Raw genomic sequence first — 15,954 nt, 5'->3', positions numbered from 1 at the left:
GGACTACGAGCGTTTCTCGACAAATGCCCGGCCGCTCCGGGCGCAACATGGCGCCATGGTTCGCAATTCTTCCGCCTCTTCCTCCGCCGTCGGCATCGCCTTCGTTTCGGTGGCCGCCGTGCTCTGGGGCACGACGGGCACGGCGCAAAGCCTGGGCGCAGGCGGGCTGTCGCCGTTCTGGGTGGGCGCCGCGCAGCTGGCCGTCTCCAGCCTGTTTCTGGGGGCGCTGCTGGCGGTTTCCCATTGGAGGCTGCGCGGGCGGGCCGGGCAGGGCGTGGCGCCCGTCCAGCCGCTGCTGCCCAACCCGGTGCACCTGGGACTGCGCCCGGCCTGGTTCGTGCTGGCTTCCATGGGAATCGGCGGCTACAGCATCTTTTTCTACGAGGGCGTGACGCTCACGGGCGTGGCCGTGGGCACGGCCGTGGCCATTGGCAGCGGCCCCATCTGGGCCGGGCTGATGCAGGCGCTGGTGCTGCGCGCGCCCCTGTCGGCCCTGTGGTGGGCCGGCACGCTGGTGAGCGTGGCGGGAGGTGCGGCCATGGTGATGGCCCGGGGCGGCGCCACGCTGTCCTGGAGCGGCCTGGCCCTGTGCCTGCTGGCGGGGCTGTCGTACGCGGGCTATGCGCTGATCAACAAGCGCCTGGTCACCCACATGTCGCCGCGCGTGGTGAATTTCTATGTCTTCACCGGGGCGGCCTGCATGGCGGTGCCGATTGCGCTGCTGCAAAGCGGCCTGCCGCAGTGGAGCCTGGCGGCCGTGCTGGTGGTGGTCTACCTGGGCGTGGTGGTGTCGGGCCTGGCGCACATGCTGTTTTCCATCGGGCTGCGCAGCATCTCCGGCCCCACGGGCGTGACGCTGAGCCTGATCGAGCCCGTGGCGGCCTTCGTGCTGGCGGTGTGGGTCGTGGGCGAGCGGCAGCCGCTGCAATCGTGGCTGGGGCTGCTGGCCGTGCTGGCCGGGCTGATGCTGGTGATCGGCGCCGAGATGCGGGCGCAGCGGGCCGTGATGGCCGCGCAGATGGCGTAACTCTTTGTAGGCCGGCGCCGCTCTTCACGATGCGCTGTTCTCCGCATGTTTCAGGCATGCATGGCCGCTAGACTTGGCGGCATGCAGCAGCCATCCCATCTCTCCTCCGAACCCTGTGCCCCGTCCGCCTGGGGCTGTGCCTGCGCGCCCTGGCGCGCGCGTCGCGGTTTTCTGCTGGCCGGCAGCGCGGCGGCCATGGGCCTGGCCACGGCGCCGGTGGCGGCACAGGTGCAGGTAGGCGGTGCCTCGGGCCTGCGCAAGCTGGTGCCGGCCGAGACGCTGGAAGGCGCCGCCACCGACCAGTACCAGCAACTGCTGGCCAAGGCCCGCGCCCAGGGCGCGCTGGCCGGCGACAGCAACCCGCAGCTGCAGCGGCTGCGCGCCATTGCCCGGCGGCTGATCCCTTACACCGCCCAATGGAACCCGCGCGCCAATGCCTGGCGCTGGGAGGTGAATCTGATCGGCAGCAAGGAGATCAATGCCTTTTGCATGCCGGGCGGCAAAATCGCCTTCTACACCGGCATCATCGAGCAACTGCAGCTCACCGACGACGAGATCGCCATGATCATGGGTCACGAAATGGCCCATGCGCTGCGCGAGCACTCGCGCGAGCAGCTGGCCAAGAACCAGGCCACCAGCATCGGCATCTCGCTGGGCGCCCAATTGCTGGGCCTGGGCGACCTGGGCAATGCGGCGGCCCGCCTGGGCGGCCAGCTGCTGTCGCTGAAATTCAGCCGGGGCGACGAGAGCGAGGCCGACCTCGTGGGCCTGGAACTGGCTGCGCGCGCCGGCTACAACCCCCAGGCCTCGGTCTCGCTGTGGCGCAAGATGGGCCAGGCCACGGGCGACCGTGGCGGCCTGGAATTCCTGTCCACCCACCCCGCAGGTCCCGAGCGCATCCGCGAGCTGGAGCGCAACATCCCGCGCGTGGAAGGCCTCTACGAGGCCGCACGGCGCGGGTAGGCAGCCGCCTTCAGGCGGCGGCTTTTTGCTTTGGTTGATAGCCCATCACGGCTTTCACTTCAAGGTATTCCTTGAAGCCATGCTCGCCCCATTCCCGGCCCGTGCCTGACTGCTTGTAGCCGCCGAACGGCGCGCCGAAGTCCGGTCCTGCACCGTTGAGGTGGACCATGCCGGTGCGCAGGCGCGATGCCACGCGGCGTGCGCGCTCCAGGCTGCCTGACTGCACATAGCCCGACAGGCCGTAGGGCGTGTCGTTGGCCTGGGCGATGGCTTCTTCCTCCGTGTCGTAGGGCAGGATGACCAGCACGGGGCCGAAGATTTCCTCGCGCGCAATGGTCATGTCGTTGCGCACGTCGGCAAACACCGTGGGCCGCACGAAGTAGCCGCGCGCAAGGCCCTCGGGGCGGCCCGTGCCGCCGGCCACCAGGGTGGCGCCTTCGGCGATGCCGGCCTCGATCAGGCCCTGGATCTTGCGGAACTGCGCCTCGCTGACCACGGGGCCCATGTGCATGGTGCCGGTGTCGGCCAGTGCATCGCCCACCTTCATGCCCTCGGCAGCGGCCTTGGCGGCCGCCACGGCGCGCGCATGCAGGGCGCGCGGCACGAACATGCGCGTGGGCGCGTTGCAGCTCTGGCCCGAATTGGTGAAGCAGGCGTTCACGCCCTGGGCCACGGCCTTTTCGATGTCGGCATCGTCCAGCACGATGTTGGCCGACTTGCCGCCCAGCTCCTGCGTCACGCGCTTGACGGTATCGGCCGATGCCTTGGCCACGGCAATGCCCGCGCGCGTGGAGCCCGTGAAGGTCATCATGTCGATGCCGGGGTGCACGGACATGGCCTCGCCCACCGAGGGGCCGTCGCCGTTGACCAGGTTGAACACGCCGGCCGGCACGCCCGCTTCGTGCAGGATCTCGGCCACCAGGATGGCGTTGAGCGGCGCGATCTCCGAGGGCTTGAGCACCATGGTGCAGCCCGCCGCCAGGGCCGGTGCCACCTTGCACATGATCTGGTTGATGGGCCAGTTCCAGGGCGTGATCATGCCCACCACGCCCACGGGCTCATGCACGATGCCGGTGGTGCCGCGCACGCTCTCGAACTCGAAGTCCCTGAGCACCTGCAGGGTCTGCTTCAGGTGCCCTGCGCCCACGGTGGCCTGGGCCGCGCGCGACAGCCACAGCGGCGCGCCCATCTCCAGCGAGATGGTCTGCGCCACCTCGTCGATGCGGCGCATGTAGACCGCCAGCACCTTGTCCAGCAGGGCCAGCCGCTCGTCGCGCGTGGTCTGCGAGAAGCCGTCGAACGCGCGGCGTGCGGCGGCCACGGCTGCATCGACATCGGCGGCCGAGCCCATGCTGATGCGGGCCGCCACCTCCTCGGTGGACGGATTGATCACATCCAGCGTGCGCGGCACCGCCGGGGGAACCCATTGGCCGTCGATATAGAACTGCAGGTGCTCTTGCGTGCTCATGAAGCTGTCTCCGTTAGTTGGAATGGGAGGCGGTCCGGGGGCGCCGCCGGCTGTGCCGGGCATGATGCCCGATGGGCGCAGGCGCGCGGAGTCCTGTAGGGGACTCCCGTACGGCTCAGGTCCCGCCCACGTAGGGGTTGCTCTTGCGCTCGCGGCCGAAGCTGCTTTCGGGGCCGTGGCCCGGGATGAACACGGTCTGGTCGCCCATGGGCCACAGGCGCTGGACGATGCTGTCGATCAGCTGCTGGTGGTTGCCCTGGGGAAAGTCGGTGCGGCCTATGCTGCCCGCGAACAGCACGTCGCCCACGAAGGCGCGGTCGATCTGCGGCGCATGGAACACCACATGGCCGGGCGTATGGCCGGGGCAGTGGCGCACCTGCAGCGTCTCCTGGCCGATGCTCACCGTGTCGCCATCGTGCAGCCAGCGCGTGGGCGTGAAGGGGTCCGAATGCGGGAAGCCGAACATGGCGCCCTGCTGGGGCAACGCATCGATCCAGAACTGGTCGCCGGGATGGGGGCCGATGATAGGCAACTGCTGTGCATCGGCCAGCTCGCGCGTGCCGCCCGCGTGGTCTATGTGGGCGTGCGTGAGCCAGATGGCCTTGAGCGCCAGGCCCAGGCGCTCAATCTCCCAGCCGATCTGCTCCAGGTCGCCGCCCGGATCGATGACGGCGGCTTCCATGGTCTGGTCGCACCAGACCAGCGAGCAGTTCTGCTGGAAGGCGGTGACGGGGATGGTGTGGTACTGGAGCATGGGCGGCGTGGGTGCTTCTGGCGAAAGCGCCCATTATTCCCGCTCCTTCCCCTGATGGCAGCGCAGGGCCGCCCCCGCTTGCACCGTCAGGTGGTCGGCTGGCCGCATTGCCCGCAGAACCGCGCGCCGGCCGGATGGCTGGCGTTGCAGTTCCTGCAGGCCTGCGGCAGCACCGCGCCGCCACACTGCGGGCAAAAGCGCGAGCTGGCGGCAATGGATGCACGGCAGCCGGGGCAGACCGCCGCCACGGCTGCGGCACGGTATGCGCCGCCCCCGTGGTGGCCGCCGCGCGAATGATTTCCGAACAGTCTTTGCAAGAGTCCCATGGTGTATTCCTTCGCACTGCGCGGATGCGCCGCTGCAGTCGTTCAAAGGCGCATTGGGACACGGCAGCGGTCCGCCGGGCCGTGGATGGCGATCATTTAATGTGGCTGTCATCTCGTGGCAATCCAGGTCCTGTGACGGACAGGAGACAGCCTCGCGGGCAGACCCCGTGGCTGCGGCAACGCCGCCGTGTTACAAGCTAGCCGTGCCGCCAAGCCAGCCTGCCCCCGATGCAGGCACGCAAGGATTTTTTCGAGGATGGGCCGGGCCGCCACCTGCGCAATGCAGGGCGGGTACCGGCATCACGCGAGGGAGAACCGGTATGTTGATTGGCGTGCCTGCCGAGACCATGGCAGGAGAAACCCGGGTGGCTGCGACCCCCGAGACCGTCAAGAAGCTGCGTGCGCAAGGCCATGTGCTGCGCGTGCAGGCGGGGGCGGGAGTGGCGGCCAGCGTGCCCGATGCCTTGTACGAGGCAGCGGGCGCGGAGATCGTCGATGTGGCAGGCGCCCTGGGCGCCGACCTGGTGCTCAAGGTCCGTATCCCTTCGGAGGACGAGTTGCCCGGCATCCGCAAGGGCGCAACGCTGGTCGGCATGCTGGACCCGTTCCAGCCCGCAGGCCTGCAGCGCCTGGCCGATGCGGGAGTGACGGCCTATGCGCTGGAGGCGGCTCCGCGCACCACGCGTGCGCAGAGCATGGACGTGCTGTCCAGCCAGGCCAATATCGCCGGCTACAAGGCCGTGATGATTGCGGCCAACCAGTACCAGCGCTTCTTTCCCATGCTGATGACGGCGGCGGGCACGGTGAAGGCCGCGCGCGTCGTGGTGCTGGGCGTGGGCGTGGCCGGCCTGCAGGCCATTGCCACGGCCAAGCGCCTGGGCGCCGTGATCGAGGCCAGCGATGTGCGGCCCAGCGTGCGTGAGCAGGTCGAATCCCTGGGTGGCAAGTTCATCGACGTGCCCTACGAGACCGCCGAGGAAAAGGAGGCCGCCGAAGGCGTGGGCGGCTACGCGCGCCCCATGCCGCAAAGCTGGCTGGACCGCCAGAAGGCCGAGGTGGCCAAGCGCGTGGCCCAGGCTGACGTGGTCATCACCACGGCGCTGATCCCGGGCCGGCCCGCTCCCGTGCTGGTCACGGCCGAGATGGTGCAGGCCATGAAGCCCGGCGCCGTCATCGTGGACCTGGCGGCAGAGCGCGGCGGCAACTGCCCGCTGACCCAGGCCGGCATGACCGTGGTCACGCATGGCGTGACCATCGTGGGACTGACCAACCTGCCCGCCATGGTGGCGGCCGATGCTTCGGCCCTTTATGCACGCAATGTGCTCGATTTTCTCAAGCTCATCATCAACAAGGATGGCGCCCTGCATGTGGACATGGAGGACGACATCGTGGCCGCGTGCCTGATGGCCCATGAAGGCCAACTCGCAGCACAGCGGAGGAAATGACATGGAAGCCGTATCCCCCACCATCATCCATCTCATCATCTTCGTGCTGGCCATCTACGTGGGCTACCACGTGGTCTGGACCGTCACGCCCGCGCTGCACACGCCGCTGATGGCGGTGACCAATGCCATCTCGGCCATCGTCATCGTCGGCGCCATGCTGGCGGCGGCGCTCACGGAAACGGGCCTGGGCAAGACCATGGGCGTGCTGGCCGTGGCGCTGGCCGCGGTCAACGTGTTCGGCGGCTTCCTGGTCACGCGGCGCATGCTGGAGATGTTCCGCAAGAAAGAGCGCAAGAGCGCTCCGGCCAAGGACGCCAAGGCGGAGGGCCAGTCATGAGCATGAACCTCGTCACATTGCTCTACCTGGTGGCCAGCGTCTGCTTCATCCAGGCGCTCAAGGGGCTGTCGCATCCCACCACGTCCATACGCGGCAACCTGTTCGGCATGGCCGGCATGGTGATCGCCGTGCTGACCACGGCGGCGCTCATCGTGCAGCTGGCCGGCGGCAACGCCCTGGGCCTGGGCTGGGTGCTGCTGGGCCTGCTGGTCGGCGGCACGGCCGGTGCCGTCATGGCCCAGCGCGTGGAGATGACCAAGATGCCCGAGCTGGTGGCCTTCATGCACAGCATGATCGGCCTGGCGGCGGTGTTCATCGCCGTGGCCGCCGTGGCCGAGCCCTGGGCCTTTGCCATCACGGCCAAGGGCGGCGCCATCCCGGGCGGCAACCGCGTGGAGCTGGCGCTGGGCGCCTTCATCGGCGCCGTGACCTTCACGGGCTCGGTGATCGCCTTCGGCAAGCTCAGCGGCAAGTACAAGTTCCGCCTGTTCCAGGGCGCGCCCGTGCAGTTCAAGGGCCAGCATGCGCTCAACGCCGTGCTGGGGCTGGCAGCGGCCTTCTTCGTCTTCGGCTTCTGGCACAGCCAAAGCTGGATGGACATCGTGCTGGTCATCGCCCTGGGCCTGCTGCTGGGCGTGCTGCTGATCATTCCCATCGGCGGCGCGGACATGCCGGTGGTCGTGTCCATGCTCAACAGCTACTCGGGCTGGGCGGCGGCGGGCATAGGCTTCTCGCTGAACAACAGCATGCTGATCATTGCGGGTTCGCTGGTGGGCAGCTCGGGCGCCATCCTGAGCTACATCATGTGCAAGGCCATGAACCGCTCATTCTTCAGCGTGATCCTGGGCGGCTTCGGCGGCGAGGCCACCAGCGCGGCGGCAGGCTCCCAGCAGCAGCGCAACGTGAAAAGCGGCAGCGCCGACGATGCCGCCTTCGTCCTGGGCAATGCCGAGACCGTGGTCATCGTGCCCGGCTACGGCCTGGCCGTGGCGCGTGCCCAGCACGCGGTCAAGGAGCTGGCCGACAAGCTCACCGAACGGGGCGTGACGGTGAAGTACGCCATCCACCCGGTGGCGGGCCGCATGCCCGGCCACATGAACGTGCTGCTGGCCGAGGCCGAGGTCCCCTACGACCAGGTCTTCGAGATGGAGGACATCAACAGCGAGTTCGGCCAGGCCGACGTGGCCATCATCCTGGGCGCCAACGACGTGGTGAACCCCGCCGCGCACGTCAAGGGCAGCCCCATCTACGGCATGCCCATCCTGGAGGCCTACAAGGCCAAGACGGTGATCGTGAACAAGCGCTCCATGGCGGCCGGCTATGCGGGCCTGGACAACGAGCTGTTCTACATGGACAAGACCATGATGGTCTTCGGCGACGCCAAGAAGGTGGTGGAGGACATGGGCAAGGCGCTGGAGTGAGGCGTGCGCCCGGGCTGAAGTCCGAGGAGGGCAGGGCCCAAGCCCTGGCCTCCTTGAAAACGATCTTGGGTCAGCCCCCGGACCGGGTCAACAATTCGTCCAGCGCATCGGCGATGGCTTGGCCTTCATGCTCCAGTGAGGCCACCACTTCACCCAATTGATCCAGGGCGACTGAAACCATGTCCAGGGCATGCAGGACGACCGGCACGCCTTCAATGACAAACACAGGATTCATCCTCGCACCCACGGTTGGAGTGCCGCGCGGCAGCAGATTCTGCCGAACCAGTGGAACCACGACGCGACGGCGGTAGCGGTCAAACAGCGAGGACTGGACCACGACGACGTAGGGAATCGAGTCGCGCAAGGCTCCCTTGTTGCGATGAACGTCGAATTGCGCCACTAGAGCGTCGAGTGCTCGTCTGCGAACGAACCCACCGCGATGTTGACCGCGTTCCAGTCGCTGGCGCAGGCGTCGGCAAGCCGTTGGCGCTCACGCTGTGCGCCCTCCTGCCTGGCAACGTATTCGGCCAGCAGGGATTCCATGGTGGCCGAGAGATTGTCGGTATAGGCCTTGGCCTGCGTCACCAGATCTGCATTGATCGTGAGATGGATTGGCCGCTTGGCGCTGGAGACAGCAATGGATTTCATCTCGGAACCCTCAGATAAAGATCATGCGCAAAGTGTCTGTATGAGAGCGCGACGAGTCAAACCGCCGCGACCCAAGGCCCTGCTTGAACGTCTCACACCTTCATGTCATAGCCGATGGTCACCGGCGCATGGTCCGAGAACTTCACATCCTTGTAGATGTGCTCGGTGCGCGCCAGTGCGGCGGTGGCCGGGGTGGCCAGGTGGTAGTCCAGGCGCCATCCCACGTTGTTGGCATAGGCCTGGCCGCGGTTGCTCCACCATGTGTAGCAGGCGTCCGTGGTGTCGGGCTGGAGCAGGCGATAAACGTCCACAAGACCGCCCGTGGGATCAGTTTTGTGTAACAACTTTGTCATCCACTCGCGCTCTTCGGGCGTGAAACCGCTGTTTTTCTGGTTGCTGCGCCAGTTCTTGAGGTCGATCTGCTGGTGGGCGATGTTGATGTCGCCGCACAGGATGAACTCGCGCTCGCCCTTCATGCGCATCAGGTGATCGTGCATTTCGGCCAGGAAGCGGAACTTGGCCGTCTGGCGCAGTTCGCCCGAGCTGCCGCTGGGAAAGTAGGCGCTGATGATGGACAGCTTGCGCGCGGGCGTGTCGAAGCGCGCCTCCACGTAGCGGCCCTCGGCGTCGAATTCGTGCGAGCCGAAGCCGACCACGACATCGCTGGGCTCGTGGCGGCTGTAGACGCCCACGCCCGAGTAGCCCTTCTTCTCGGCGTAGTGGAAGTAGCCGCGCAGGCCGGCCAGCAGCTCGAAGCGTCCGGTCATGTCGGCGGCCTGGGCCTTGATTTCCTGCACGCAAATACAATCCGGCGCAGTGGCCTCGATCCAGGCTTCGACGCCCTTGGTCGAGGCCGAGCGGATGCCGTTGAGGTTGAGGCTGGTCAATTTGAACAAGGATGAATCCATGGTGGTGAGTAATCTGCAGGCCGATGACACAGGCCGTCTGGCGCAGGAATTTGTGCAATTCGCCGTTGACGCAGGGGTGCTGCGTTTCGGCGAGTTCAAGACCAAGGCCGGGCGCATGAGCCCGTACTTCTTCAATGCCGGCCTGTTCGATGACGGCGGCAAGATGGGCCGTCTCGCCGAATTCTATGCAAAAGCCATCGCAGCCAGCGGCATCGAGTTCGACATGATCTTCGGCCCCGCCTACAAGGGCATCCCGCTGGCCGCCACCGTGGCCGTGGAGCTGGCCCGCATGGGCCTGAACAAGCCCTTTGCGTACAACCGCAAGGAAGCCAAGGACCACGGCGAGGGCGGGACCCTGGTGGGCGCGCCCCTCAAGGGCCGCGTGCTGATCGTGGACGACGTGATGAGCGCCGGCACGGCCGCGCGCGAGTCCATCGCAATCATCCGCGCCGCAGGCGCCACGCCGCATGCCGTGGCGATCGCGCTGGACCGCCAGGAAATGGCCACCGAGAATGGCCAGGACGTGCCCCACAGCGCCGTGCAGTACGTGCGCAACCAGCTGGGCATGCAGGTCTGCACTATTGCAAAGTTGGCAGACTTATTGCTTTATCTTGAGATTCAGGGCGGCAGCGAAGGCAGCGGCCACCATGAGCGCGTGCTGGCCTACCGCCAGCGTTACGGAGTCAACGACAAGGAATAAGGGTTTGATGAACAAGGCGTTGCATGCACGGTTCCTGTGGTGCGCCCTGGCTGGTGCCACGGTTGGCCCTGCCTGCGCCCTGGATGCCGGCGTGCCGGCCGGCATCTATGCATGCACCGACGCCAAGGGCCGGCGCCTGACGGCAGACCGCCCGATTGCCGAATGCGTGGACCGCGACCAGCGTGTGCTGGGCAGCTCCGGTGTGGAGCTGCGCCGCGTCGGCCCCACGCTGACCGACAACGAGCGCGCCGAACTCGATGCCCAGCGCCGCCGCGAGCAGGCCGAACAGCGCCGTGTGCGCGAGGAGCGCTCGCGCGAGCGCGCGCTGATTGCGCGCTATCCCAACCAGGCCGCGCACGACGCCGAACGCGCCGAGGCCCTGTCGCAGACCGACCAGGTCGCCAACCTGGCGCGCCAGCGCATACAGGAGCTGCAGGCCCAGCGCGTCAAGATCGATGGCGAGATGGAGTTCTACCGCAAGGACCCGTCCAAGGCCCCCGCCTCCCTGCGCCGCCAGCTCGATGAAAACCGCAGCAGTCAGGAAGAGCAGCAGCGCTTCATCCAGCAGCAGGAGCAGGAAAAAAGCCGCATCAACCAGCGCTTCGATGCCGAGCTCGTGCCGCTGCGTGCGCTGTGGAGCGCGGCCGCCGCCGCTGCGGCTCCCACGGGCCGCTGAACGGCCCTTGCCCCCTGTCTTTCCCGTCTGGCGCGAACGGCCTGCCGCACGCCCGGCGCGCGTGAATCGGATTCGTCCTGCAAGCGCTGCCATTGCGGCGGTCTAGGCTGTCACTACATTCCCGGCCACGGATTTTCCCGGGCCCTCAGGGCCTGGCTGCTGGTGTGCGCTGCAGCCACAGGTGCCGGGCCGCCGCGAGAAGGGAGCATGCATGACGGCATGGCGATGGTTGACGGTGCTGTGGCTGTGGGCCGCCGGTGCCTGGCTGGCCTGGGGAGGCGCGCAGCTGCTGTGGGCCGGGGGCAGCGGCTACTACGTGGTGGCAGGTGTGCTGCTGTTGGCCGTGGGCCTGGGCGTGGCGCGCCGTTCGGCCATGGCGCTGTGGCTGTTTGCGCTGTGGCTGCTGGGCACCGCGCTGTGGGCGGTCTGGGAGATAGGGCTGGACTGGTGGCCGCTGGCGGGGCGCCTGGGGCTGCCCTGGTTGATGGGCCTGCTGCTGGTGCTGCCCTGGTCGGTGCGTGCGCTGCGCCATGAGCCCGACATGGGCCAGAACCGGGGCCTGGCCCCGGCCCATGCGGCGCTGGCGCTGGTGGTGCTGGGCACGGCCATTCTTGCCGGCCTGTCCTTCGGCCGTCAGCGCGATGCCCATGAAACCCAGGGCCAGTTTGCGGGGGCGGCCGCCGCTGCGTCGGACCTGCCTGCTGACGGCCAGGTCACGGCCGTGCAGAACATGTCCATGGTGGCCTCCGATGCCGGCGGCCTGCGCAGCCCGCCGGTGCTGCAGGGCGATGCCACCGATGCCGTGCCCGATGGTGAATGGCATGCCTACGGCCGCACCGGAGCGGGCCAGCGCTATTCGCCGCTGCGCCAGATCGGCCCGCACAACGTGCGGCTGCTGCAATTGGCCTGGGAGTTCCGCACGGGCGATGTGCGCGGCAAGCCCGGCGATCCCGAAGAAACCACGTTCGAGGTCACGCCGCTGAAGATCGGCGAGCGCCTGTTCCTGTGCACGCCCCACCAGTCGGTGATTGCGCTCGATGCCACCACGGGCAAGCAGCTGTGGCGGCGCGACCTGCCCATGCCCAAGGGGCTGGCGCTGCAGCACCTGACCTGCCGGGGCCTGTCCTACCAGTCGGCGCAGGCGGCCGCGCAGTTCGATGCGGCGGCGGGGCAGACGCATTCGGCGGTGGCGCCGGCTGCAAGGAAGGCCGGCGCACAGGCGGTACAGGCTGATCCGGCTTCCTCGGTCTCCCCGGCCTCCCCGGCCCCTTCCTCCGATGATGGCCGCTGTACCGCCAAGCTTTTCATGGCCACGGCCGACGGCAAGGTGGTCGCCCTCAATCCCGCCGACGGCCAGACCTGCGGCAACGTGGCGGGCGGCCAGGGCCAGATCGACCTCTGGCAGGGCATGCCCGAGCGCAAGCCGGGCTCGTACTACTCGACCTCGCCGGTGGTGGTGGCGCGCGACCGCATCATCGTGGGCGGCACGGTGCTGGACAACCATTCCACGCGCGAGCCTTCGGGGGTGATCCGTGCGTTCGACATCCGCTCGGGTGCGCTGCTGTGGGCCTGGGACCCGGGGCGGCCAGCGACCAGCACGCCGCTGCCCGAAGGGCAGACCTATGTGCCCAGCTCGCCCAACAGCTGGTCCATCTCCAGCGTGGACGAGACGCTGGGCCTCGTCTTCGTGCCCATGGGCAATGCGCCGCCCGACCAATGGGGCGGGAGACGCAGCGCCGAGGCCGAGCGGTATTCGTCCTCCGTGGTGGCGCTGGACATCGCCACGGGCGCCGTGCGCTGGGTGTTCCAGACCGTGCACCACGATCTCTGGGACTACGACGTACCCTCGCAGCCCAGCCTGATCGACCTGGAGATCGGCGGCCACAGCGTGCCCGCCCTGGTGCAGCCCACCAAGCAGGGCGAGCTGTTCGTGCTGGACCGGCGCACGGGCCAGCCGCTGCTGCCCGTTACCGAGGTGGCTGCGCCGCAGGGCGCGGCACGCGGCGACCGCACGGCGCCCACGCAGCCGCATTCGCAGCTGAGCTTCAATCCCCCGGCCCTGACCGAACGCGACATGTGGGGTGCCACGCCCTTCGAGCAGCTGTGGTGCCGGCTGGCCTTCCACCGGCTGCGCTACGAGGGGCGCTTCACGCCGCCCTCGGAGCAGGGCTCGCTGATCTATCCGGGCAATTTCGGCGTCTTCAACTGGGGTGGCGTGGCCGTGGATCCGCGCCGGCAGGTGGTGTTTGCCACGCCCACGCGGCTGGCCTTCGTCTCCACCCTGGTGCCGCGTGCGGACGATACCTCGCTGCTGGTGCAGGATGGCGGCCCGCCCAAGGACGGCTTGCCCGCGCTCAACGAAAATTTCGGCGCACCGTTTGCGGTGCGGCTCAAGCCCTTTGTCTCGCCGCTGGGCATTCCCTGCCAGGCGCCGCCCTGGGGCTTTGTGGCGGGTGCCGACCTGCGCACGGGCCAGATCGTCTGGCAGCGCCGCAACGGCACGCCGCGCGACCTGAGCCCGCTGCCGCTGGGCTTTCGCATGGGCGTGCCCGGCATTGGCGGCCCGGTGGTGACCGCGGGCGGCGTGGCCTTCTACTCGGGGGCTCTGGACAACTATGTACGCGCCTACGACGTGGACAGCGGCCGCCAGCTCTGGCAGGACCGCCTGCCTGCTGGCGGCCAGGCCACGCCCATGACCTACCTGGGCACGGACCAGCGCCAGTACCTGGTGGTGGTGGCGGGTGGCCATGGTTCGACCGGCACCAAGGCTGGCGACAGCGTGCGTGCCTATGTGCTGCCCAAGGAGGTGGCGGCGCCCTGAGCGCTCAGCGCCGTGGGGGTCTGCGCCGGCTCATGCCGATCCGGCCCGGCCCAGCATGCGCAGCACGCGCGTGACCAGCAGCGCGGCCACCCAGGCCAGTCCGCCGATCAGCAGCGGCAGGCGCAGCAGCGCGCCTTGCTGGGCGAACAGCATCAGCGCGTCTGCCTTCCACAGCGCGGCATAGCCCGTGTACAGGCCGTAGGCCAGCCAGGCCAGGGCGCCCAGGGCGAACAGGGCCGCCATGCGCCGGGCGCTGCGGCCATCGCGCGAATCCGCGGGCAGGGCGCGCGTGCCGTGCCAGACCCAGCCGATGGAGGCGAGCACCAGCAAGGCACTGGCTGCCACGGACAGCTGCAGCCAGGTATGGGGGGAGAGTGAGGACATCAAAAGGAAACCGCGCGCCGGCAAAGTGCCGGCCGCAGCGAGTGTAGCGGCGCAGTGCCCTGCGTGGTTTCGGTGCTCAGGCCGGTTGCCAGACGGTGGCGCCGTGGCCCTGGCCGCCGCTGCCGGGGACGGAATGGATGCCCAGCACGGCTGCATGGCGCTGCAGCAGGGCGTCGAACTGCTCGATGCTTTCCGCCGTGGCCGGGGCGTCGTCGTATTCGCTGGCCACCTGGTCCGTGGTGAAGGAGCTGGCGCCGAACTTCTGGACGATGTTGCGCAGCTTGTCGAGGTTGGGGCTGGAGGATGGTGTCATGGCAACTCCTTGGGGTCATGGACGCCTGCTGCGCCGCAGGCCTGTGGACCAGTGTAGCCCCGGGGCCTGGAGCGGCCATCCGGGGCATCCCCGCAAAGCGGCGTAGGACTTGGAACCCGCCGTCAGCCGCCCGTGGCCACGGGGCCGGCGCTCAGCACTTCGGCCAGCGGCTTGCGCGGCGTGGGCACCTCGCGCTCGCGCAGATCGTCGGGCAGGGTGGCCGCATCGCCGCGCCAGCCCACGGCGATCACCACCTCGGGCTCCAGGTGCTCGGGCAGGCGCAGCACCTCGCGTGCGGCGTCGGCCGAGAAGCCGCCCATGGCGTGCGTGGCCAGGCCCATGGCGTGGGCTTCCAGCGCCAGGTAGCCCCAGGCGCAGCCCGCGTCGAAGCTGTGCTTGCCGGGCGAGGCCTGGCGGTCGGACATCAGCACGATCAGCGCGCCCGCCTCCAGGCACCAGCGGCGGTTGAACTCGTTGGGAATGGTGCTGAAGGCCTGCCAGTTCGCATCGCCGCGCAGCGCATAGGCAAAGTGCCAGGGCTGCTTGTTGCTGGCCGAAGGCGCCCAGCGCGCGGCGTCGGCCAGCTGCTCGACCTGGGCCTGGCTCAGTGCCTCGGGCCTGAAGGCGCGCGGCGACATGCGGCCCAGGAACTGCGGATGGATGGGGGTGGTGGTGTTGCGTGTCATGCGGATAGGCGGCAAGCAGAAAGGAAAGCGGCAACGATAGCGCAAGGCCTCAGGGCTGGCGCGGTGCCTGGCCATGCTGCTGGCTGATCACGCGCAGGTGGCGCTCCATGCGGATGAAGACCAGCACCATCACCACCAGCACGAGGAATGACATCAGCATGCTCCAGAAGGCCGTCTCCACGGCGCCGAAGCGTTCCTTCCAGGAGCTGCTGCCGTGGCTGTCCTCGCCGCGCAGCGCGCGCGCCGCATTGTCCAGTGACAGCGTGTAGTTCAGCAGCACCGTGGACAGGATCTGCTGGGCCGTCTGCGCCTGCAGCCGCGGCTCCAGCGCGGCATTGCCGAAGACCTGCTCCAGCGCGGCGGGCAGGCCCTGCACATAGGCCGCATAGGCGCCCTTGCCGTGTTCCAGCTCGGCGGCCTGGGCACGCTCGTGGATGGCGGCGGCGGTATCCACGGGATCGACCATCCAGCTGTCTTCCTCGTCGGCGGAGGCGGCTGCGGAAGCCGCTGCGTCGGCAGCCGCTGCATCGGCCGCCGCATCCACGGCCCCGGCATCGCCTTCGCGCTGGCCGCGCTCCTGAATGCGGCGCTGCACATCGGCCTCGGACGGCAGGGCGTCGCCTTGCAGCAGCGGGTGCAGCGGTGCCAGGCCCCGTGCCTGGTGGTCCCGCTCGGTGCGCTCGCGCCGCGCAGGATCCTTGTTCACGAAGGCGCGCACCAGGGCGTCGGCCTTCTGGAAGGCGGGGCGCAGCGCCGGATCGGCCAGGCGCTTTTCCATGGCGGGTTCGCCGCCGCCCGCGCCCAGGTCGCGGCTGGTTTCGTCCACGACGAACTGCAGGTCGGGCCTGGCGTCCTTCCAGTTCAATTCCTGGGCCACGGCCTGGGGCGCCTCGGCCTTGCCGGGCCTGAAGCTCTCCCAGGTCCACAGTGCCATGCCCACCAGCACGAGCAGGGAGAACACCAGCAGCACCACGCGCACCACCTGCACCAGCAGGTCCTCGATCCTGCGCAGCATGTTTGTAATCATCGGATTCCTCGGTTGGTTCGTAAAACAAGGGCGCGTCCGGCCCGCCTGCA

At 68.6% G+C, this 15,954-nt stretch carries 18 protein-coding genes; 8 read left to right on the top strand and 10 right to left on the bottom strand.

The genetic code is table 11. The annotated features are described in order from the left end of the window. The first annotated feature begins 55 nt into the window (after window positions 1-55). Window positions 56-1,027, top strand: a complete 972-nt coding sequence (locus ACUTR7_RS27845; RefSeq protein WP_445610295.1) for a DMT family transporter — start codon at window positions 56-58, stop codon at window positions 1,025-1,027. A 60-nt stretch (window positions 1,028-1,087) separates the two neighbouring features. Then, the gene (locus ACUTR7_RS27840) at window positions 1,088-1,990 is read left to right on the top strand and encodes a M48 family metallopeptidase (protein WP_013800201.1); all 903 of its coding nucleotides are present in this window, start codon (window positions 1,088-1,090) and stop codon (window positions 1,988-1,990) included. Between the two features lie 10 nt (window positions 1,991-2,000). Here ACUTR7_RS27840 and ACUTR7_RS27835 read toward each other — a convergent pair whose 3' ends face one another. From ACUTR7_RS27835 to ACUTR7_RS27825, 3 genes are all read right to left on the bottom strand, one after another. Then, entirely contained in the window at window positions 2,001-3,458 is a 1,458-nt protein-coding gene (locus tag ACUTR7_RS27835) for an aldehyde dehydrogenase family protein (RefSeq protein WP_445610294.1), read from the bottom strand. 115 nt (window positions 3,459-3,573) lie between these two features. Then, complete coding sequence (locus ACUTR7_RS27830; RefSeq protein WP_012202273.1) at window positions 3,574-4,212, bottom strand: MBL fold metallo-hydrolase; 639 nt, start codon at window positions 4,210-4,212, stop codon at window positions 3,574-3,576. Between the two features lie 86 nt (window positions 4,213-4,298). After that, window positions 4,299-4,538, bottom strand: coding sequence for a zinc ribbon domain-containing protein (locus ACUTR7_RS27825; protein ID WP_013800208.1), 240 nt, complete (start codon window positions 4,536-4,538; stop codon window positions 4,299-4,301). Between the two features lie 320 nt (window positions 4,539-4,858). On the opposite strand from ACUTR7_RS27825, the gene ACUTR7_RS27820 reads away from it, so the two are divergent. The 3 genes from ACUTR7_RS27820 to ACUTR7_RS27810 are packed head-to-tail and all read left to right on the top strand — an operon-like array spanning window position 4,859 to window position 7,741. Continuing rightward, window positions 4,859-5,983 carry a Re/Si-specific NAD(P)(+) transhydrogenase subunit alpha gene (locus tag ACUTR7_RS27820; protein ID WP_373783930.1) on the top strand — a complete coding sequence of 375 codons (1,125 nt, stop codon included), beginning with the start codon at window positions 4,859-4,861 and terminating at the stop codon, window positions 5,981-5,983. A gap of 1 nt (window position 5,984) precedes the next feature. Next, window positions 5,985-6,320: an NAD(P) transhydrogenase subunit alpha gene (locus ACUTR7_RS27815; protein WP_063327714.1), complete on the top strand. Its 336-nt coding sequence runs from the start codon at window positions 5,985-5,987 to the stop codon at window positions 6,318-6,320. Next, window positions 6,317-7,741, top strand: coding sequence for an NAD(P)(+) transhydrogenase (Re/Si-specific) subunit beta (locus ACUTR7_RS27810; protein ID WP_012202277.1), 1,425 nt, complete (start codon window positions 6,317-6,319; stop codon window positions 7,739-7,741). Before ACUTR7_RS27815 ends, ACUTR7_RS27810 begins: the two co-directional genes overlap by 4 nt. A gap of 70 nt (window positions 7,742-7,811) precedes the next feature. Here the strand turns inward: ACUTR7_RS27810 and ACUTR7_RS27805 are convergent, their stop codons facing one another. The 3 genes from ACUTR7_RS27805 to ACUTR7_RS27795 form a co-directional block, all read right to left on the bottom strand. Beyond that, a complete protein-coding gene (locus ACUTR7_RS27805; RefSeq protein ID WP_043791081.1) occupies window positions 7,812-8,141 on the bottom strand; it encodes a CcdB family protein in 330 nt (109 codons plus the stop codon). Beyond that, the gene (locus ACUTR7_RS27800) at window positions 8,141-8,389 is read right to left on the bottom strand and encodes a type II toxin-antitoxin system CcdA family antitoxin (protein WP_043791083.1); all 249 of its coding nucleotides are present in this window, start codon (window positions 8,387-8,389) and stop codon (window positions 8,141-8,143) included. The genes ACUTR7_RS27805 and ACUTR7_RS27800 overlap by 1 nt, the downstream gene beginning before the upstream one ends. Before the next feature lie 92 nt (window positions 8,390-8,481). Beyond that, a complete protein-coding gene (locus ACUTR7_RS27795; protein WP_445610293.1) occupies window positions 8,482-9,285 on the bottom strand; it encodes an exodeoxyribonuclease III in 804 nt (267 codons plus the stop codon). A 10-nt stretch (window positions 9,286-9,295) separates the two neighbouring features. Here ACUTR7_RS27795 and pyrE point away from each other — a divergent pair, with 10 nt between their 5' ends. The 3 genes from pyrE (at window position 9,296) to ACUTR7_RS27780 (ending at window position 13,494) form a co-directional block, all read left to right on the top strand. Then, window positions 9,296-9,997 carry an orotate phosphoribosyltransferase gene (gene pyrE, locus ACUTR7_RS27790; protein WP_013800211.1) on the top strand — a complete coding sequence of 234 codons (702 nt, stop codon included), beginning with the start codon at window positions 9,296-9,298 and terminating at the stop codon, window positions 9,995-9,997. Window positions 9,998-10,004: 7 nt separating this feature from the next. Beyond that, the gene (locus ACUTR7_RS27785; RefSeq protein WP_097204544.1) at window positions 10,005-10,673 is read left to right on the top strand and encodes a DUF4124 domain-containing protein; all 669 of its coding nucleotides are present in this window, start codon (window positions 10,005-10,007) and stop codon (window positions 10,671-10,673) included. Between the two features lie 211 nt (window positions 10,674-10,884). Continuing rightward, window positions 10,885-13,494 carry a membrane-bound PQQ-dependent dehydrogenase, glucose/quinate/shikimate family gene (locus ACUTR7_RS27780; RefSeq protein ID WP_445610292.1) on the top strand — a complete coding sequence of 870 codons (2,610 nt, stop codon included), beginning with the start codon at window positions 10,885-10,887 and terminating at the stop codon, window positions 13,492-13,494. 30 nt (window positions 13,495-13,524) lie between these two features. Here ACUTR7_RS27780 and ACUTR7_RS27775 read toward each other — a convergent pair whose 3' ends face one another. The 4 genes from ACUTR7_RS27775 to ACUTR7_RS27760 form a co-directional block, all read right to left on the bottom strand. Further along, a complete protein-coding gene (locus tag ACUTR7_RS27775) occupies window positions 13,525-13,878 on the bottom strand; it encodes a hypothetical protein (RefSeq protein WP_016448558.1) in 354 nt (117 codons plus the stop codon). A 76-nt stretch (window positions 13,879-13,954) separates the two neighbouring features. Further along, window positions 13,955-14,191 carry a hypothetical protein gene (locus tag ACUTR7_RS27770; RefSeq protein WP_016448557.1) on the bottom strand — a complete coding sequence of 79 codons (237 nt, stop codon included), beginning with the start codon at window positions 14,189-14,191 and terminating at the stop codon, window positions 13,955-13,957. Window positions 14,192-14,313: 122 nt separating this feature from the next. Next, on the bottom strand, window positions 14,314-14,877 hold the full coding sequence (locus ACUTR7_RS27765; protein ID WP_047218857.1) for a nitroreductase family protein: 564 nt from the start codon (window positions 14,875-14,877) through the stop codon (window positions 14,314-14,316). A 49-nt stretch (window positions 14,878-14,926) separates the two neighbouring features. After that, entirely contained in the window at window positions 14,927-15,904 is a 978-nt protein-coding gene (locus ACUTR7_RS27760; protein ID WP_445610291.1) for a hypothetical protein, read from the bottom strand. Window positions 15,905-15,954 lie beyond the last annotated feature (50 nt).

Source organism: Delftia sp. NA_296.1 (assembly GCF_052692095.1).
The sequence above is the reverse complement of the archived record's forward strand: the minus strand, read 5'-3'. Positions and strand labels throughout refer to the sequence as shown.